Raw genomic sequence first — 19167 nt, 5'->3', positions numbered from 1 at the left:
AACAATGCAAGATCCAACGATTCCCCTGATGTGGTACGCCTACTTGGTTGGCGTGGTGGGGTTAATGATTTCAACTTGGTGGATGTTTCGACAGCGCAGCGAGTTGGCGCAGTTCGCCACGGTCACAGTGGGCGCTTGGTTGCTCACGCCCGTGGCGCTGACGCCGGACATTCCCCAATGGGCACCGGCCTTTTTTGTGTTGGTGCTCGATGGGTTGTTTACCGATCAGCCTGTCATGCGAGTTTTATGGCCGATGGCATTTGTTTGGGTAGCGGCACTGATATTGAGTTTGTTAGCTCGCTTTGCTTGGCAGAAGTGGCGCTCTGGCAAAGTGCCTACGCCAGAACCAGAGCCAGAACTGGAAAGCTAAACCAATTCCAATTTAGTAAAAGCACTGCCTGTTAAGGGATGGGTAGCGCCTTTAATATCCCTAGCAAACACACCCCAAACAGTGCTTATGATCGGGTTAGGCCGATTGCGTTGTGCGCCCCCATTGACCAAAGTTTGTGTCACTTGAGTATCAAGATTCGCGATCAGTTAGGCTCGCAAGTATGCGAGCGATGACTGCGTCGGCATCTCGATACCAATCTTTGGCCAGCACAAAACAAATATTCCAGCCAAACGCTTGCAGAACGCTGGCCGGTGTATGGTAGCGTTCAATTAAATCCTCTGTGGCGTAATGTTGGCGGCTGTCAGTTAAGATGCCTAGCCTAAAATGTACGTCTTGTTTGCGCCGCACGGCTAGATCGCAAGTGAGTTCAGACTGCCCGTAACCGGTTTCAACCACTAGCCCTACGCCTCGTAATCGTTCGGCGATCACCTGTACCAGCGCGCGATCTTCTTGAGTTTGCTGGGGTTGTGAGTAGCCGTATTCCAGTAGCGCTGTTTGCATGCCGGTGGTATTGCCCTCAGATACAGCCCGTGCATAGCGTAAATACTGGCGCAATGCGTTGGCGCCCGTGTTGTAGGTGTTGGTGATTTGCGAGGCTTCGATGGAAGTGACCACTACCATGTGCTTTTTTGCCCGTGAAAAAATTACGTTCAGTCTTTTCTCGCCGCCGTTTTGATTGATGGGTCCAAAATTCATCAACATCTTGCCCTGAATATTCGGGCCGTAGCACACGCTGAGAATGATGATGTCGCGCTCATCACCTTGAACATTTTCAAGGTTTTTAACAAATAAACCGACAAACTGATCTTCGTCCTCGCGTTCTTCCTCTGCTTCTAGTGCCTCTGCGAAACGTTTATCGTCGCTCGCAAGACGCGCGAGCGCTGCCTCGATTTCCGTCTGTTGCGCTTGTGAAAATGCCACAATACCTACGGTTTCTCGGCGCTGATCCAGCAGCAGTTGGCGCACCAGCTGGGCAATATAATTGGCCTCACCGGTGTTGCGTTGTTGGCTGTAAGGGCTGTTTTCCAACTTGTGATAGCTGATTGGCCGCTGGTAAACCTGTGCTTCGACGGCAAGCGTTTGACCGGATGATTGATCGTCGCTATCGCTGGGATTTACCACAATAGGTGGCTGTGGCAATAGCGACTGAGTGCTGGGCACCGTCTGCAGTTGACCGCTGTAGAATGCCTGATTGCAAAACCCAATCAAACTCTCGTGCCGGCTCCGGTAGTGCCAGCTAAGTAGGGTGGTAGGCAGCGCGCCGGAGGCACGGTTTAGAAAAGAGTCGGCGTTTAGATTATAGATGTGCAAATTTTGCGTTTGTTCATCATCATCTGCAGATTGGCTGGCAAAGAACTGAGACGGTGGCAATTGCATTTCGTCGCCCACCACAATCATTTGCCGTGCGCGATAGAGCGTTGGCACGGCATCTTCTAAGGGTATTTGGCTCGCCTCGTCAAATATCACCACGTCGAACAAAGTTTCGCTAAGCGGTAAAACATCTGAAACACTGAGGGGGCTCATCATCCACACAGGCTTTAGATTGCGAAGTAATTCACCCGCCTCTGAGGTGAAGAGTTCCCTAATAGATTTGTAGGCGCGGGATTTTTCGAATTCACGCTCTAATAGTTTTCGGCCTCGGTTAAAGGCTCTGCGCCAATCCTTTTCTTCCTGTGTTGTATTTGCCATTGAGCCTGAAGCGCGCTGTATATTTGCTAAGAATTTCGATCTCGTGGTATTGGTAATGGCTTCGGCGTTAGCTTCGCGCAATTGAGCTAATTTTGCATCGAGCTCACCAAACAATTGCTGTAGGCGGTTGCCATCAAAGCGCGATAGGGTGCGATTTCGGCGAAATTTCTGGTTGAGTGTTTCGGTGGTAATGGCGTTTTCAATATCGATGAGTGGTAGCGGTAGGCAGCGCAGCGTTGTGCCTATTGGTGTATCAAGGTTGTCGAGTTGTACCAGCAGGTCGGCTACTTCATAGGCCAGCTGGCCCTGACCCTTGAGTGCATCTATTGCTGCGCGAATTTCTCTGGGTGACTTTAACTGGTACGCCGTTAGCCAGCCCGCTAGCTCTACTTCTGTAGACTGTAGGTGGTTGCTTTGTGCGATTTTTGCCAGCAGCTCAGGGTTGCTGGCCTCTGCGATACAGGCGCGATAAATTTGCCGTTCTAACGCCAGCATGGTTTTTGGTGGGCGCCAAGCGTTTGCTAGAATGGGCGCTATGGCGCCAAGATCGTCCACGCCAAACTGGCTCTCTAGTGCGAGCTGCTTCTCCGAAAAATGTTCGGCTGCGCTCAGGGCGTCGGCTGCGTGTTGCAGTGTAAGGGTGTAAGAGTCGAATGTTTTTGGCCCAAAATCGCGCACCAACTGCTTGGCTTGACGCCACCGGCCACTTAAAAATAGCCACCATTTTCCTTCGCAATCCCGGGCTGCAGCGGCAGCATTGTGGACGGATTCTAGGCTCACCTTGTCAAGTTGCCAGCCGGTGGCGAGTGCGCGTGTGCGCTCGGCATCCTCGGCTAAAGTTTGCCATAGCGCTAAGTGCTTCTTAAGTTTTTGCGCACCAATGCTGTCTGGGTCTAGCAGCTTTACTTGATCGTCCAAAATTAGCGGCGTCAGCGGCTTTATCAGTGTGTGGGCGGTCAATAGGTCTTGCCAGCTTGAGTTATCAAGGTTTAAAAGCTGGCCCAATCTTTCCGCATCGGACATGGTTTCGGGCCACGCTTGGATAATTCGCGCGCAGAAATTATCAAGATCTGCCTCGGGGTTTACGCTATCGGCAAGGTTACCTTTCAGACACCATAGCGGTGACTCTGCCAAGGAATTAGCGCCGCACGATTGCGATAAGGTGCTGTTAAGACTGTCAATAATGTGAGATAGGATTTTACGCTGTTTTTCGTAGCTTTCTAAGCTTGGTAATTGCGCCCGTTGCTGTGTGGTTAGTTGTGTATTGCTGCCGCCGGCCGCCACCCAGCGCTGTAGTAGTTGACGTAAGCTGGGGCCAGCAATGGATGAATCCTGTTCGGCCGGTGTGTCTAACGACGTGTCCGGATTTTCTTGCGCGTCGTAGACTGGCAATTGCATCGCGTTGGCAAAGGACTCCAGTTCGGTCAGCAGCGTTGCGATGTCTGCAAGCAGCGAAGATCTGTGTGGGTCATCTTTGTGGTGGTCGGTGGTCTGCCAGCGCAGATACAGCGTTTCCAAGTCGTCGATGAAGGCCTTCTTATCGCCTTGCGAGTCATGTATCAAAGCGCATAGGTCTTCAATGCCCACTTGCTTTAGGCGATGGTATACCACGTCCAATGCCACGCGTTTTTCGCACACAAATAACACCGATTTATTGCGCGCCATATAGTCTGCAATAAGATTGGTAATAGTTTGCGATTTACCGGTACCTGGCGGGCCTTGAATTACGTAGCTTTGGTTGCTTCGGCTGGTCCATACCGAAGCAGACTGACTTGGATCAGCTGGTAGTAAATGAAATTGGTCCGCTAGCGCTACCTGTTTATCTATTTGCAGTACAGGTTTTGCCTTGTGGCTAAATAGGGCGTTGAAATTTTCGCCGCTATTGTTAGCTTGTAAAAGCTCTGTGTAGTCGCCTACCAAGGTCATTTTTCGGTAGCTAAAATTAGCTAGCGTAAGCGAGCATAAGTCTAGCTCCCAATGGTTTTCGCCGCCCTGTTGACCTTGATCAATGGCATAGAAGTCTTGCTCCACGCTGGTTTCTTCGTCAACCATAGCTTTAAACACTGCGCTTCGATTGACAGCGGCAATGGTGTCTCTCGCCGGCGCTTCGGCCAACCTGACATTGCGGGTAAAGATTTGTACGCCCAGAGGCTCAAATTTATCGCGATTGTAGCTGTAGGGAATGCCATTGTAGTCACTGATGCCGCGACCGGTAATTCGCCTTTTGCGTTTAAAATCATCAAGTTTGCGCTTAGCTTTACGGGCAATCAGCTGTATACGTGGACGGTCTACCAGTGTCAGCTCTACACCGCGTGCCGATTGATTTATCTGCTGCTGCAGATGGGTGTGTAAATTAACGATGGCCGAAGCATCTGTGGCATCAATACGTTCGGGTAATCTAATATCGAATACTTGTTGTAATTGGTAGCGAAGTACGGGGTTGATTTCTGCCTGACTTAAGTCTGCCGTTAGGGTGTAGCTGTCTTTCACACCTTTTTTCTTTTGGACTTTCGCGGGTACGAGAATCAACGGGCTATTGATTCGCTCTTGCGGTGTCTCTTTTAAATTGTGCCAGCGGAAAAAAGCCAGTACCAGTCGTAGCTGTGAAAAGCCGTATTCTTTTTCGTCGCGCCCCGCTTGCAACCTGATTTTATCCAGTTGATTGCTCAAAAAGGGGTAGTCTTCAAAACGCAGCCAGCGCGACAGAGCGACCGGTTTATCACTCGAAAATGTCCGCACTAAATATTCATTGCACAGCATTAATTGCTCAATGCGAATATTTCGGTAATCTAATACGTGCGGTACTGATGCCAGTGTCAGATTTGCACTGCTGCCGGTATCGCGAAAATATAGTAGCCGGTTGCGCCGACTTATTTCAAAAAGCTTGTTGCGTAGATGTTTTTGAATGGCCTGTTGGTCACCGTCCGCTTCTATCAAATAATCTTCGTTTGTTGTGTCTTGATCCTGTTCGCGATAGTGGCGTAGGGTTTGCAGTAATGTCTGTAAATCCTGTGGTCGCCTGTGGCGTTCAAGCGCAGTCATTTCTGTAATGATTTTCGAAACTAAGGGATGCAACCTTGGGTTCAATCGAGACAGATCATCCCGCTGATTAACAAACTGTGCCAAAGACTCTGGGTCGGTGAAGTCGAGACCAGTGGCGAGGCTTGCCATGATTAACCCTAAGACGTGAACATCGGTTAATGCATCGTGGTGGTCACACTTTTCTTCCCATGCACAGTAATCTGGGTAGTAGGCCAGTCGGGCTGGCTCATCACGCTGGGCGAGATGTTTGTTAAATGTTGCAATTCCATGGTCTGTGCGCATTTCGCTGTAGTGACCGGTAATTGCCAATGCAGAATTAGCGTCGTGAACATCTATGTCTTTTAGCGCGGCTGTTTGAATTCTAGGGTCGCAGGCGTCGCCATTAAAGAACCACAGATGGCCCATAGAAACCGATAGCGCATCTACTCCGTTGAGCGGAGCAATCAAGCCTTGTGCGTGCAATTCGGCAGTCTGTTCCACCAAGGGCAGCACCATACCTAATAAATCGTCGGTGCTTATGTGCCCCAGGGTCTGCCACTGGGCCAACTGCTGGAAAAAGGTTTGGGTATCCGATTGCTCACTCATGATCGTCTGCTTCTTCTGCCGTGGATATAGAGTTCGCGAGTAATTTGGCAACCTCTTCTTTTTTCATTTTAAGTTCTTTGCGAAACAGCGGTTCGAAGTTGTTCTCGAAGCCTAGTTGTTGAGCGAGACGTAAAGCGTGGCTATAGCTGTCGGGTTGGCAGTCGGGGTCTGCGCAAGCAAAATCCAGTAGTACAAACGACAGATACTCACGGGTGTTGTCGCTGCAGTGGTCGAGTACCTTTGTTAGCGTATCGCGATAGGATGGCTCGGAGTTGCTCGCTTCGACGGTGTCGAGTGCTTGCTTTAACGCTGGTGTTGGCCACGTAAATTCTGGAAAAAATTCTTGTGCCAGCGCTTCGATTGTATCGGTTTGGAAACAGGTGTTTGCGGTATACAGGTTTATCAGCTGTAAGCTTGCCTCTGTGAGCAGCTGTTGATCTAACAAATCCAGACTCACAACGTCCAGTGGTCCAATAACTAGCTGTTGAGTTTCTGTCTGCCATGCTTTGGCGTTCCAGCTATTCTTATGTTGTGCTTGGTGTAAACTGTGTAAAATTTTTGCGCGCAGAAAAATTTCTGGATGGCTGGTTTGCTGCGAGCCAATCTTGTGTTTGGCGAGTACCTCGTCGGCTTGCGCCACATAGTCGTCCACGGATACTTCACTAACGCCCGTGGTGACTTTGATTAAATTCGCCACGCTTGATTGCCATTCTCCGGTCACCACCTGTGAACCTAAATCGGCGTATACCTCGGTAAACAGTTGGTAGCGCCGGTAGCTTTCCACATAAGGTGCGGAGCAATCTGGTTGCTGCTGGCACCAAGAGAGAATGCGCATGGTGGTGAAAAATTGGCCATCTTGTTCAGTGTAGAGTTTATGGTGCGCGATCTCGTGGCCGAATACGGCTAGCAGTTCTTGCTCGCTGTGATGTTTGGCCCAATCTCCCTGTAGTACGATGACGAGCTCGTTTGGGAAAAACGACAACATGGCATTCAGTCCGTTGCCGCTGGCTTGTGCTTGGTACAGGGTTAAAGGTAGCGAAATGCCCAAGGCGTCTCGCGCTTGTATGGCGCGCGCATACAATTGCGGGTGGTTGTCTGATGAAAGCCGTACGGTTGATTTAAGAAGCTCTAGCTTTTGTGACTCGATCAATTGGTCGCTATAGTTGTCTGAGGAAAACCATTTCCATAAATCTGGCTCTTGCGCTTGCAAGAATTCGCAGATAGCACGATGGTAGGGAAGCGGCGCCAGTGCGCGGGCAGTTTGATCGCTCCGGTCCAAAATTAACTCCACTTTAGCCACTGACAAGAATTCCAATGAATCGAAGAGTGTACCTAACCTTTGCAGTACTGTTAAGGATCTTATGAGAATGAATTCCTAGGTGCTGATAGTCTCAAAAGTGGGTGCAGCGGCGGGATGTTCGGGAAACGTTGAATCAATCTTCAGTGGGCGAGTGCAGCCGCTGTCGCACCCTCACCGAGCAACATCAATGCAGTATTTGCAACAACCAGCGGCGCACCAAATCCATGTTGTGTGTGGTGGAGACGCCCGCGGATGTGCTCGCCATTGAGCAGGCGGGCACCTATCAAGGCACCTACTTTGTGTTGCACGGGCACTTGTCACCCATCGACGGCATTGGCCCCAGCGATCTCGGCTTAGATCAGCTGCAAACACTGTTGGCCGAGGGCGATATAGAAGAAGTCATTTTGGCCACCAACCCCACCATTGAGGGTGAGGCCACGGCCCACTACATTTCCGAGCGCGCCAAGCGAGCCGACGTGTCCGTGTCGCGCATTGCCCATGGCGTGCCTTTGGGTGGCGAACTCGAATTTATTGATGGCGGCACACTGGCGCACGCCTTTTCAAGCAGGCAAAAAATTTAATGACCATTGCAACGACACCCATCTGGGTGGATACACAGGCAGAGTTGGAATCACTGTGCGCACGCTGGCAGCAACAGGCCGCCATTGCCATTGATACGGAATTCATGCGCAGTCAAACCTATTATCCACACGCGGGTTTGATTCAAGTGGGCGATGGTCAGGGGTGCTACCTCATTGATCCTCTGGCCATTGATGATTTGTCGGCGCTGGCCACGTTAATGACGCACCCCGGCACCGTCAAAGTGATTCACTCCTGCTCTGAAGACTTGGAAGTATTTCGCTACCTGTTAGATGTTGTACCCAAGCCGATGTTCGATACACAAAATGCCGCGGCGTTTGCAAATTTTGGTTTTTCGCAGGGCTATGCCGCGTTAATTCAGCAGTTGCTGTCGGTGAGCTTAGAAAAGGGTGAGACGCGCTCCGATTGGATGCAGCGCCCGCTGAGTCAGTCGCAATTGCACTACGCGGCACTCGATGTGGCCTATTTGCTGGTAGCCTACGGAAAAATTTTAGCCGAGTTAAAGGCCTTAGGTCGCCTGGAATGGGTGCGTGAAGACTCCGCCAATGGGCACCGGCCTTTTTTGTATTGGTGCTCGATGGGTTGTTTACCGATCAGCCTGTCATGCGCGTGGTCTGGCCGATGGCCTTTGTGTGGGTGGCGGCCTTAGTGCTGAGTGTGCTGGTGCGCATCGGTTGGCTTAAATGGCGCCAGGCAAAAAACAGCGCGGCTGAAAGCCCAGGTGAGACTGGCGCTTAGTGGCGCCGGGTGCAAATCCGGCAACCGTCACACGCGTTGCACAATCCATTGAATGGAAATGGCCGCAATGACAAGCGACACTGCGTTGTAGCTCAGGCGCGAACTGAGCCGCGTTTGTTGCAGGCCATACAAGATCGGTATCAGTAACGCCAGAAATAGTAACTGGCCTACTTCCACGCCTAAGTTAAAGGCCAGCACCGTAAGCAATTGGTGCTGCGGGTCTAGCCCGATTTCTTGCAAAACGCTGGCAAATCCCATCCCGTGAACTAGTCCAAAGCCGAACGTCAGCCAGCCAAGACGGGTGACCATGGGCCACACGTTGTTAAGTGCTGCCAGCAAGACAGAGGCGGCGATGATCACTTCTACCCAGCGGGTAGAAGTGCTGAGTAATCCCAAGGCAGTGGCTGTCAAGGTGATGGAGTGAGCCAGTGTAAAACTCGTCACCAGCCACGCCGTGCGCGCGAGTAGCGTGGGCAAACTGGCGTGGTTTGAACCGGGTTGGCGCAGCGCTAGAATAAAAATGCTCATCAACAGGGTAACCAGAAATAACAGGTGATCCCAACCCATCCAGATATGGCTAACCCCAAGCCCTAAGTAGTTGACCGCAGTGCGCCACAAGTTGTTCTCACCCAGCAGCAAGGTACGTTGTTGATGGCTGGCAACTTGACTGCTGATTTGGCCGGTGACAATTAATTTGTGGTGCGAATCTACGTCAAACAATGCTCGATAATTAATTGAAAGTAGGTCTGCACACTGCACCTGTAGCGGCAGGTGTAAATAGGTTTCGTTAAAATAGTTGTCGAGCGAAAATTGTTCTGACGCCTGCCAAGGGCACTGGCCATTTTGGTTTTCAAATGTCAGGCTACTTTGTAAATACTGCAATAAAGCAGGGCGCCGAAGCAACAGTTCCTGCCAGGTTAAGGCGCCGTCGTTGTTTTGATCTAGACCTATGGCTAGGTGTAAATCGTAGAGCCGCAATTGCAGCACGCCTTGGGTGCTGTGCTCCTGGCTATTAGATATTTGTAGATAGCCAGTAGAAAGTTGGTGTGCACTGCCAGCGGGTGAGTTCAAGCACAACAGCAGGGCCACAAGAAAAAACCACAGTTTCATTCTGACCTCCGGGCCGGTGGCAAACCAAGTGCTAAGGCCCGTTGCATCAGTTGCTGGTCAGCGGCTTCGTTGGCGGATTGCAAATTAACGCCAGCCCAGTGCAGAGCCTTGTTGGGGTTTGGTGCAAGGTAAATAAAGTAATAGGCCAAGTCGCTGGCGTGTTGTAGGTCAGATCGGGTCTCGCGCAGGGCCATACGGGCCTCTACTAACGACTGCCAGCTGAGCTTATTTAGCAACTGGCCAGCGTGAGCCAGACGCAACAACAGGCCGTCTTCCAAAGATAACTGTTGGGCCGCTAGCATCTGGGCAAGTTGGTCAAGGTGGCGATACACAGTGGCTGGATCTTGCAGCGCAAAGTGCAGGTCAGCCCACTGACTCAGCCAGCTGACGCTAGCGGTTGTGGTGGGTGCACCGAGCCACTGAACCGCTTGCTCAGGCCTGTTTAACTGCATCGCCATTTGTGCCATTAACTGCATGATCCAGCTGCGCTTGGGTTCTGCCGGCAAGCCGTGTGAATCGATCAATCCGCTGAGGTGTTGGTAGTTGGCCGCTAGATTGTCGGGCGTCGCCTCTAGCGTGCAGGCCGATAACGTCAGCAGGTCTGTGATGCCAACCAAGGATAAACAGGATTTTTGTGCCGCGCGGGTATTGCCCTGAGTCAAAAAAATACGCGCCCGCATGAGTTGCGCTGATTCATATTCGGGTGCCGGGCTGGTAATTTCTTGCAGCGCCTCAAGCGCGGTGTCGAATTCGTGCTGTTGTTGTCGAATTGTCGCCCAGATATACCAGCCGGCTGTAGTAATGGCTTTTTTTTCAGCAAGATTGTTTACTACCGGTGCGACTAGTGCTTCTGCAAGACCGTAGCGAAACGACTGACCTGGCTGGTTGGCTGTTTGTAACAGTTGCTGTGCCTGTGCCAGTCTGTCTTCGCTTGAGAGCTCGTGCTGCCGTATCGCCACTGCGGGCCAGCGTGCAATAACCTGATCGGATTGCGTCGGTTGAAAGGGCTCGGCAAAACAGTCAGCGATAAGCGTCGAAAAAGTGAGCAGCAGTGTGCCGATGCGGGTATAAAATGGTGCGTACATTTTTGTCATTTAAAAATTCCGGTCATAGCCAGGTTACGAAAGCGCTGCCGTCCATGGCAGCTTGCCGATGACAGTCCTAGTTGCTCAGCAAGTCGTCGTAGGCCTGCTCTGAAACAACATCCTGCTCAAACTCCCGGCCGTTGGTAGACAGCGGTTTAGCGTCAGCGCTTTGTGAAAAAGCACTACGGCTGTAGCTGGAGAACAGCACCTGCTGTGGATTGATCTCGATCGAAACAATAGCCTTAGTTGATTCCACTTTGCCGTCCGAAACGCTGAAGCTGAAGCTATCTAGGCCAGTGTACTCAGCCTTTGGCGTGTAGCTAAAAGCACCCGTTGATTCGAGTATTACAATTCCTTGTGTGGGTTCTGTTGTCAGCCTGTACATCAGCATGTCACGATTCTGATCGCTAGCGCTGAGTTGGCCGGTTAAGGTTGAGTCGACCTCTGTGGTAAAGCTTGAGCTGGTGGCGACGGGTGCTCGATTTTTGGTTTTCTCGCTCCCGCAACCTACCAACAGTCCAGCTGCAATCACGAAAATTATAATCGGTTTAATTTGCATAACTGCGCTCCTTACTCTGAGCCCGGCAGCGGCGCTGCAAGGTAGGGAAAGCTGTCGCCCATATCGGCCGCACTGATTGGTGCCCCGTCGGTAAAGGCCACTTCACCTGTGTTCGCATCTTCCGGAGCGCATAAACCTAAATCCGTGTTAGTACCATTAATGGGTATCGGATAGCACAGACGACCCATCACAACTCGCAAGGCAATGTCGACTACATCATCACCGGGGCGTCTGCCATTGGGAAAGCCCGCCAAATCATCGCCGACTACGCCGAATGTGGATTGCGAATCCAGCGGTGTGGCCGCTATGGCGGTATTTAAACGCAGCATTTCAGACGGCGTCACTGTGGCGAGCTGATTGACACCTGCAAAACCTGTTAGAAACGCCGTGATTAAATCGTTGCGAGGAAAGTGGGTGGGCGCCAATGTGTCGAAGCTGGTGCCGAGCGTAGAATTAACCGCATCTTTAAACAAAATGTTCAACAATTCTGGCAGGGCAGGATGACTTACATAATCTAAAAACTGGCCGTCATCTTTTGGCTCCGCCGATGAAAATCGGTCTTTATCTTTTAAACCAATAACCAATTCGTTCACCAGTGGATTGCCCAGGCGCGACACCTGCGTCAGTGCGCCACCGTTGACCTCAGTGTTATTAAAGCCGGCATTGGGATTTAAAATACGCGCTTGCGGCAAGCTGGCGGTGGTCCAGGCTCCGATGCTGCCGCTACCGGCTCCCGTCAAGCAGGGTTTTGGGATTTCCAGTGCCAAAGTGGTGACGTTTTTGTCCTGCAAATCATCGTTGCCAGGGTTTTGAGTGATACCGCCAGGGAAACCACCACCATCGCCCGCGCTGGCGCTGCTGTCACCTTCAACCGGCACATAGTTAACTAAATCGAAGGTTTTTCCCAGGTTAACCACAAAGGGGTCTTTGCGCTGGCCGACGAAAGCACGACCATTAATGTTGCAACCCGGTATGCTGATGTCATAGATAAACGACTGCGCATAGGTTGCATAATCCGCCCGCGAGCTGAAAGATTTGGTGCCAATAAAGTCAAGTGGCTTGGCAAAACTGTCAGCGCCGCTGGTGGCGTTGGTCACTGTTATGGACGAGCCGCTTTTACGATCCCCTGTCACTAAACTTAGCTTGTAGCTTTCACTAAAATTGGCGTTGTCTTGGTTGGCGGCGGAAATGCCACCTACATTTTTAAGCGGTACGGCAACTTGTCGTTGGTTGTCGCTGGGGCCGACGCTGAGTTTAATGCCTTCACCGCCGGCCAGACTTTGGCTAAAGCGAAATTCGAAGGTTAAATCTTCTTGTGCATCACCGTCATTGTCGACGTGGATGCTGTAAACCGCGGCTGGATCCATCGCAAAATAGTTGGGACCGCCGTAGGCATCTTGAAGCGGAATATAGTTGGCTATTAAAGTCACAAATTCGGCGCGGCCGGGTTGATAGCTGTTAAAGGCATAGAAATCGGTGGAGTCGAGAGTCGGTAGACGCGTTACGTTGGGTGCTTCCCGATGGCTTGAGGCATGGCTACTGGCGCACAGCAAGCTGCTACAGATCATCAAAGCAAGGGTGCTTCTTTTCATGATAAAACCTTTTGTGAATGAGTACGTTCACTCTACTAACGCCGCTGCCGATGATTTGGATGCATTTTTTTACAGATCAGGTAAAAAAAAGCCCTCAAGTGAGGGCGCAAAGGGTGTTAGGTTTTTTAGGTTTCGGCGTCTAGATGGCCACCAGCTGGGCCACGTACAGCACTTGAGTAGGTTGACCCGTTGGCGAGCCGCCCGGCGGCTCTTGGCTAATGGCCAAGGCGTTAAAGGCGACGTTGACCAACCTGTGTGCGCTGAGTAGCTCCCGGCTGCCGGACTCGGGCAGAAGGCCCAGAGAGATCGGCGCCGATCCGTCGCTCGGCACCATCCACAATTCAAAGTCGGCGGTTAAGCTGGGCGTCACGTTGGGTGTGGCGCGCGCTTTGATGAGATCGCTTTGTAGCTGCACCAGCCAGAGTGGTTGCGAGTCTGCGTTTTGGAACAGCGCCAGCTGACTGGGCATCGGTTGGTGCTGGTTCGGCGCTACGAGAACGGCCAGCACCAGAGCCGCCGCGACTATCGCCCCCGAAAGCCAGCGCGCAAGGGACCAATGGGACTTTTCAGATTTGGCTGGCACAAAGCCCAGTCGTTGAGCGATACCTTGCCACACATGTGCAGCGGGCGTTTGTTCGGGCAGCGTCGCGCCTAATTCATTGAAATAATTTTCCCAGCGCCAAACGGCGCTGCGAAGCTCGGCATGTTGCATCATCAGGCGCTGAAAGCGAGCACGCGCCAGCCCCGACAGTGTTCCCAAGGCGTATTCTGCAGCGAGTGCCTCGCGGCGTTCAGGCAGTAAGTAATTCATGCGCCAAGGCACCTCTTTAATTTTTCCAGTCCTCGCCGGACCCAGCTTTTCACCGAGCCCAATGGCGAGGCTAAGTAGTCACACATTTCGTGGTGGGTGTAGCCGTTAAAATAGGCTAGGGCGATGGCTTGTCGCTGTTGCTGATCCAAGCGCTCCATGCAGTGATCGATGCGCGCCTTATCTTGCCGCTGAGTGAATACCCCATCCGGTGAGCTGTGGTCGGCGATCTCGGGCAACAAAGTGCTGCTGTCTTCGCGCCGGCGCTTGCTGGCACGCAGCATATCCAGTGCACGGTAGCGGACGATGCTAATCATCCAAGCCAGCACGCATCCCTTTTGGTGGTGGTACTCGCCGGCGTTGTGCCAAATTTTAACGAAGGCCTCTTGCACTGCGTCATCGGCCTTGTCGCGCTGGCGCAATAGCTGCAGTGCCACGGCGTAAAGACGACCGCTGGTGAGTTGATAAAGTTGCTCGAAAGCCCGTCTGTCGCCCAGTGAGGTGGCGCTCAGTAGTTGTAAATGTTGTTCTTCTGTAGTCTGCATAGCGGCTCAAGTAAGGTGGGTACAGGTACGGTGTCCTAGTTTTACGATTGAACCAGTATTTTGGATGCAACTTTTTTCATTTATTTTCGGCGGCCCAGAGTAGGCCGCGCGGGGCTGTCTAAGAATGGTCACTGCAATGCTAGGAATTAGGGTGGTTTCAGTGGCCGATTGCCGCAATGTCAGGCTGATTTTAGAAGCGGGCGGCAAGGCGTCAGCAAATCTATACCAGTCTTTGGCGAGCACAAAATACATTTTCCAACCAAAGCCTTGCTGAACACTAGCGGGAGTATGGTAGCACTCGATGACATACTGAGTGGTGTAGTGTCGGTGGCTGTCGGTTAAAGTCCCAAGCCTAAAGTACAAATCCTCCGTGCCGCGAACGGCTAGGTGCTGGTGAGTTCGGATTGATCGTAACTGGCCTCAACAACAAGGCCGGCGTCGGTTATCCGCGCGGCAATGGCTTGAATAAGCGCCCGATCCGCTTGGGTTGGCTGGGATGCAGGTAGCCGTGTGCAAGCAGTGCCGTCTGCATGCCCGCGCTGTTGCCCTCAGACAGAGAAATTCCTGTCGCTGTGCATTGCGTGGCGGAAGTGGCGGTGCAGTCAGCAAGTCGCAGTAAAGGGTGAAGAGTAGCGCATAAAAAAGCCGGTGAGCTTTTATCAATCACCGGCGTTACGCTTTCAGTTTTTATTTAACTATTTAGCCGCAGCGGCTCACATTGTTTCAGCTTCTATCAGTACCTAAAAGTCTGATGGCATGGCCTCCTGAGTAGGCTGCATTAGGTGGCATCCAGATTTTCAGTAGGCCTCGTTTGGAATAATAATTTCTACGCGGCGATTTCTCTGGCGCCCTTGCGCAGAATCGTTGCTGGCGATGGGCGTGCCTTCCCCTTTGCCTGATGACTGCATGCGATAACTCGCGATGCCCTGTTTTAGCAGATAGGATTTCACTGAGTCGGCGCGATCCTGTGAGAGACTTAGATTAAAGGCGTCACTGCCTATGTTATCTGTGTAGCCCTCAATGATCAGTTGGCGATCTTGGTTTTGATTGAGAAACAGTGATAGCTTGTCGAGATTATCTGCAATGCCAAACTTTAAATCTGATTTTCCAGTCTCAAACAATAGATCGCCGAGCGTCAACACCATACCTCGGTCGCTTTTTTTCGCATTGAGGTCGGCCAGCTCCTGTTCGAGTTTGGCATTGCGTCGCTTTGCATCCTGCATTTTTTGGCGGGCGAAATTGGCCTCTGTTGTGCGGGCGCTCAAGCGCGATGCGTCCCGTTGATCAATCAGCGCTTTGCGTTGATCTTCCAGTAGTCGGCTTTGCGCAATGGCAATGGCAATCTCAACCTTGTGATCCGCCATATATATTCGGTGTTGCGCGACGGCCTGCTCCCGCTCTGGCCGCTCTGCCATGCGCGTGGCGGATTCTGCTTCCTTAATGGCCAGCTGTGCGCGGCTGGCAAGCTTTTGATCCGATTGCAAGTCTGTGAGTTTTTCACGCACACCGACTGCGCCATCGGGTTTGGTTGCCGGGCTAGAGCAGGCCATGGTGAGTAGAATTACGGCTGTGGGCACCGCCAATTTCGAGTATTTTAGCAGTGGTGTATTCATGGGTTGTCTCCTTGGTTGCGCTGCATTTCTTGTTCTAACATGTCTATGTTTTGGATCATGTCATCGTTGACCAGACTGGCTTTAATCTGTGTCGCTCGCGCAGAGGCTAATTGCGCACTCACTTCTGATTCATTGGCAAGTCGCTTAGCTGCTGCCATATCTTTTGCTTGAGCAGCTGCACGCGCTTCGGTGAGTTTTTTGCGCGCCTGACTGAGCTCGGGCAGTGCATAATCTGACACTCGTTCCTGATCTGCGTTGCCAATGGCGGACTCCGCGTTGTGCAATGCTTGGTAGGGATAAGGTGAGCTTGCTGTACAGGCAGTCAACGCCAATGCGGTTGCAATGGTCGATGCCCCCACAAAAGTTGTAAGCGAGCGACGCAACTTGGGTGATAAAACACACTTGAATTGCGAGTTCTCTAATCGTTTCATTTTCAATGCCCCTTCTGACGCTCTATTAGTGAGCTGCTGGTAGAGCGGGAATATAACCTAGTGTGGTGTCTTCGTCGGTTGCATAGCGTACAGACCCTTTTGGCATGCGCTGGATACACTCGATTTTTAATTGAAAAAGGAGAGGGTGATGTTAGATATTCTAGCGATTACATTGCTATTGCTTTGGGCGTTGGGGTTGGTTTCTTCTTATACCATGGGTGGGTTGATTCACATCTTGGTGGTTGTGGCGATCGTGGTGCTGGCGATTAGAGTTATTGAAGGCAGGAGGCTTTAGCATGAGTCCACTAAAACTACTTGCCGTCATTCTAATTGTACTGGGTGTGTTGGGGCTAGCTTACGGAGGGTTCAGCTATACCAGTGATGTGCACGACGCAAACATAGGCTCCCTGCGCATGTCATTTTCAGAAAGTGAACATGTCAATATTCCAATATGGGCGGGTATTGCCTTTATTGTGGTGGGTGGCCTATTGCTAACTGTGAAGAAAAAATTCTAGCGATTGAGTGGGTCATTACCATGGGAAGGCTATGTGATCTATAGGGCCTTCCCGTGGTCGACGTTGGAGATTGCCACTGTGTATTTCAGCAGCTGCCTTTTATTAACATGCGGAGTGATGGCTATATTCTTTGCTTCGTTAAATTCAAATTGCTGTCGCGTCAATCATTAAAGCGTGGTGTTTTTCGCTGATTGGATAACTGCCGTGGCTAAATGAGCGTATGATTTACGCTATGTGCGCGTTAATTCATCGATATGGCCCTTTAGTTAATAACGCTATGACATTCATCGACACATCAGTGCAGCACTGCCCAACCGAAAATCATCTTGTTGCCGCGCTGCCGCTGGACGTTCAGCGGCGTTTGACGAAAAATCTGGAGCTGGTTCATTTGCCCCTGGGCAAGGTTCTCTATGAATCGGGGGATACACTGCGCTACGCCTATTTCCCCATTGATTGCATTATCTCCATGTTGTACGTCATGGAGGATGGCGCTTCGGCGGAAATTTCCGTGGTGGGCAATGAGGGTATTCTAGGCACTGCGTTATTTATGGGGGGCGATAGCACGCCCAGCCGAGCGATCGTGCAGAGTGCCGGCTATGCGTATCGCATGGTGGGTCACCGATTTAAGGACGAGTTCGATCGGCACACTGAAATGCTCATGTTGTTATTGAGATACACCCAGGCGCTAATTACCCAGATGGCGCAAACGGCGGTGTGCAACCGTCACCATTCAGTGGATCAGCAGCTGTGCCGCTGGATGCTATTGTCACTAGACAGACTGCCCAGCAACAACCTCATTATGACGCAGGAGTTAATCGCCAATATGTTGGGTGTGCGTCGTGAGAGTGTGACCGAGGCCGCTGGCAAATTGCAAAAGCTTGGTGTCATCGCCTACCATCGCGGCCATATTAAAGTGTTGCATAGAAATAAATTGGAGGCGCTGTCGTGTGAATGTTACGCGGTAGTGAAAAAAGAAACAGACCGATTACTGCCGCGGCAGGTACCAAGAAAAAACGGGCATGTGCTTAACTAAATCAGCAAAATGGGGCCAGTAAAACGGCGCCAGTAAAACGATGGCTGGGAGAGGTGTGCCATCGTACAGATGCCCTTGTATCGGTAACGCATACTGAATCTACATTCCTTGTATGAAAATGTTGAATTCCTTGGGGTTCAAGTTTTCTATGTATAGGCTCAGTATGGAGAATTTAATACCCCCAGCAAACAATCATTTAATCGATGCACTGTCGCGAAAGGTAAAAGATCGGCTGCTAACCCAATGCGTTCGAGTGACGTTGGTGCGAGGCACTGTGATCTACGAGCCCGATACTCCCTATCAATATGTGTATTTTCCCCTCTCTGGCATGTCCTCCTTCAATGCGACAGACGCTGACCATCGGCCTATGAGTATTGAACTGATCGGTCGGGAAGGTATGTTAGGTGCCGCTGTGGTATTGGGAGTTTGCGACGCGCGCTTTCAATGCATTGCCTTGGTTTCTGGAGAAGCCATGCGTATCTCAGTCAGTCGCTTTAGGAAAACGTTGCTCGAAAATTTTGGCTTAGATAAATCAATAAAGCACTACATTTCTCAATTGATGAATGAATTGGGTCAGTCAATCGTATGTGTTCAGTATCACAGTGTAGAGGCTAGGTTCGCTCGGTGGTTGCTTGAAGCCAGTGATCAGTGTCCAGGTGAGGAGTTGCATTTTACCCATGTGGCAATTGCTCAATTGATGGGTGTTAGGCGCAGCGGCGTGAGCATTGCTGCACACAATTTTAGATCCCAGTCACTCATAAGTTACGCTCGCGGTAAGCTGCTCATTCTTAATCGGAAGGGTCTTATTGAAAAGTCATGCGACTGTTACCTGGCGGCGGCATGATTGATAATTTCCTAAAACGGCGTTTCATTCTAGTGTGGTAGATTCTGTAGTTTTCCTTTCCCGTCAGTTTTGGCGCAGTACATGTTTTCATCCGCGTGTTTGATCAGTTCTTTTTGATCCTTTCCATCGGACGGGTACACGGCTATGCCTATGCTTGCCGACGCTGAAATTCGGCGCATGCCAATCCTATACAGTCTGGTCAATTTAATATTGAGCTTGCTCCTTAATTCGTTGGCACCACTCGTGCCATCTACTTCGGGCAGTAGTATCACGAACTCATCGCCGCCGTACCGATAGGCGGAGTCCTCTGCACGAATGCACGATGATAAGCGCTTTGCGACCTGGATCAGTATCTCGTCGCCAACGTTATGGCCATGGGTATCGTTAATGGATTTAAACCCATTTAGATCGAGTATCAGTAGGCCAACCTGCTTGTGTTGTCGATTGGCCTGATGCATTGCTTGCAGTAGTCTATCTCTCAGTAGGCTCCTATTGGCAAGCCCGGTGAGCAGGTCGTGATTGGCAAAGTGGAGGGCTTTCAATAACTCTCTTTCTAGGCCCAGCACTTTGTGGGTAAGTATTTTTATAGTATCGCGCAGGAGATCTTCCTTATAGCGCGAAGTTGTAGATCCATTAATTGTGGGCCGTGTAGTGTTGACGTTGAATTTTTCAAATTTTAACACCATG

General features: G+C 51.1%; 18 protein-coding genes. 7 read left to right on the top strand and 11 right to left on the bottom strand.

What is annotated here, in order from left to right; all coding sequences use genetic code 11:
* Positions 1 to 4 precede the first annotated feature (4 nt).
* The gene (locus FHS30_RS11005) at positions 5 to 370 is read left to right on the top strand and encodes a hypothetical protein (protein ID WP_183910533.1); all 366 of its coding nucleotides are present in this window, start codon (positions 5 to 7) and stop codon (positions 368 to 370) included.
* A 150-nt stretch (positions 371 to 520) separates the two neighbouring features.
* Here the strand turns inward: FHS30_RS11005 and FHS30_RS11000 are convergent, their stop codons facing one another.
* Complete coding sequence (locus FHS30_RS11000; protein WP_183910532.1) at positions 521 to 5707, bottom strand: AAA domain-containing protein; 5187 nt, start codon at positions 5705 to 5707, stop codon at positions 521 to 523.
* Complete coding sequence (locus tag FHS30_RS10995) at positions 5700 to 7007, bottom strand: M48 family metalloprotease (protein ID WP_183910531.1); 1308 nt, start codon at positions 7005 to 7007, stop codon at positions 5700 to 5702. The genes FHS30_RS11000 and FHS30_RS10995 overlap by 8 nt, the downstream gene beginning before the upstream one ends.
* Before the next feature lie 101 nt (positions 7008 to 7108).
* Between FHS30_RS10995 and recR the strand changes: the two genes are divergently transcribed.
* Both recR and FHS30_RS10985 read left to right on the top strand, forming a co-directional pair.
* On the top strand, positions 7109 to 7588 hold the full coding sequence (gene recR / locus FHS30_RS10990; protein ID WP_183910530.1) for a recombination mediator RecR: 480 nt from the start codon (positions 7109 to 7111) through the stop codon (positions 7586 to 7588).
* On the top strand, positions 7588 to 8256 hold the full coding sequence (locus FHS30_RS10985; RefSeq protein WP_183910529.1) for a ribonuclease D: 669 nt from the start codon (positions 7588 to 7590) through the stop codon (positions 8254 to 8256). Before recR ends, FHS30_RS10985 begins: the two co-directional genes overlap by 1 nt.
* 116 nt (positions 8257 to 8372) lie before the next feature.
* On the opposite strand, the gene FHS30_RS10980 is transcribed toward FHS30_RS10985, so the two are convergent.
* From FHS30_RS10980 to FHS30_RS10945, 8 genes are all read right to left on the bottom strand, one after another.
* Positions 8373 to 9455, bottom strand: coding sequence for a HupE/UreJ family protein (locus FHS30_RS10980; RefSeq protein WP_183910528.1), 1083 nt, complete (start codon positions 9453 to 9455; stop codon positions 8373 to 8375).
* A complete protein-coding gene (locus tag FHS30_RS10975) occupies positions 9452 to 10549 on the bottom strand; it encodes a tetratricopeptide repeat protein (RefSeq protein WP_183910527.1) in 1098 nt (365 codons plus the stop codon). The genes FHS30_RS10980 and FHS30_RS10975 overlap by 4 nt, the downstream gene beginning before the upstream one ends.
* Positions 10550 to 10616: 67 nt before the next feature.
* Positions 10617 to 11099: an Ig-like domain-containing protein gene (locus FHS30_RS10970; protein WP_183910526.1), complete on the bottom strand. Its 483-nt coding sequence runs from the start codon at positions 11097 to 11099 to the stop codon at positions 10617 to 10619.
* A gap of 11 nt (positions 11100 to 11110) precedes the next feature.
* Complete coding sequence (locus tag FHS30_RS10965; protein WP_183910525.1) at positions 11111 to 12691, bottom strand: DUF4331 domain-containing protein; 1581 nt, start codon at positions 12689 to 12691, stop codon at positions 11111 to 11113.
* 139 nt (positions 12692 to 12830) lie between these two features.
* Positions 12831 to 13502, bottom strand: coding sequence for an anti-sigma factor (locus FHS30_RS10960; RefSeq protein WP_183910524.1), 672 nt, complete (start codon positions 13500 to 13502; stop codon positions 12831 to 12833).
* Positions 13499 to 14044, bottom strand: a complete 546-nt coding sequence (locus FHS30_RS10955) for a sigma-70 family RNA polymerase sigma factor (protein WP_183910523.1) — start codon at positions 14042 to 14044, stop codon at positions 13499 to 13501. Before FHS30_RS10955 ends, FHS30_RS10960 begins: the two co-directional genes overlap by 4 nt.
* Before the next feature lie 797 nt (positions 14045 to 14841).
* Positions 14842 to 15657, bottom strand: a complete 816-nt coding sequence (locus FHS30_RS10950) for an OmpA family protein (RefSeq protein WP_183910522.1) — start codon at positions 15655 to 15657, stop codon at positions 14842 to 14844.
* The gene (locus FHS30_RS10945; protein ID WP_183910521.1) at positions 15654 to 16088 is read right to left on the bottom strand and encodes a DUF4398 domain-containing protein; all 435 of its coding nucleotides are present in this window, start codon (positions 16086 to 16088) and stop codon (positions 15654 to 15656) included. Before FHS30_RS10945 ends, FHS30_RS10950 begins: the two co-directional genes overlap by 4 nt.
* Positions 16089 to 16236: 148 nt before the next feature.
* Here FHS30_RS10945 and FHS30_RS10940 point away from each other — a divergent pair, with 148 nt between their 5' ends.
* From FHS30_RS10940 to FHS30_RS10925, 4 genes are all read left to right on the top strand, one after another.
* Positions 16237 to 16383, top strand: a complete 147-nt coding sequence (locus tag FHS30_RS10940) for a lmo0937 family membrane protein (protein ID WP_183910520.1) — start codon at positions 16237 to 16239, stop codon at positions 16381 to 16383.
* 1 nt (position 16384) lies between these two features.
* A complete protein-coding gene (locus tag FHS30_RS10935) occupies positions 16385 to 16603 on the top strand; it encodes a hypothetical protein (protein ID WP_183910519.1) in 219 nt (72 codons plus the stop codon).
* A gap of 277 nt (positions 16604 to 16880) precedes the next feature.
* Positions 16881 to 17636, top strand: a complete 756-nt coding sequence (locus tag FHS30_RS10930) for a Crp/Fnr family transcriptional regulator (RefSeq protein WP_183910518.1) — start codon at positions 16881 to 16883, stop codon at positions 17634 to 17636.
* A 163-nt stretch (positions 17637 to 17799) separates the two neighbouring features.
* Positions 17800 to 18480 (top strand): Crp/Fnr family transcriptional regulator, encoded by a 681-nt coding sequence (locus FHS30_RS10925; protein WP_183910517.1) that lies wholly within the window; start codon positions 17800 to 17802, stop codon positions 18478 to 18480.
* A gap of 29 nt (positions 18481 to 18509) precedes the next feature.
* Here FHS30_RS10925 and FHS30_RS10920 read toward each other — a convergent pair whose 3' ends face one another.
* Positions 18510 to 19166 (bottom strand): GGDEF domain-containing protein, encoded by a 657-nt coding sequence (locus FHS30_RS10920; RefSeq protein ID WP_183910516.1) that lies wholly within the window; start codon positions 19164 to 19166, stop codon positions 18510 to 18512.
* Position 19167: the final 1 nt, after the last annotated feature.

Source organism: Simiduia aestuariiviva (assembly GCF_014192475.1).
GTDB classification, from domain to species: domain Bacteria; phylum Pseudomonadota; class Gammaproteobacteria; order Pseudomonadales; family Cellvibrionaceae; genus Simiduia; species Simiduia aestuariiviva.
Note: the sequence above shows the minus strand (reverse complement) of the source record. Positions and strands in the feature narration are given on the sequence as shown.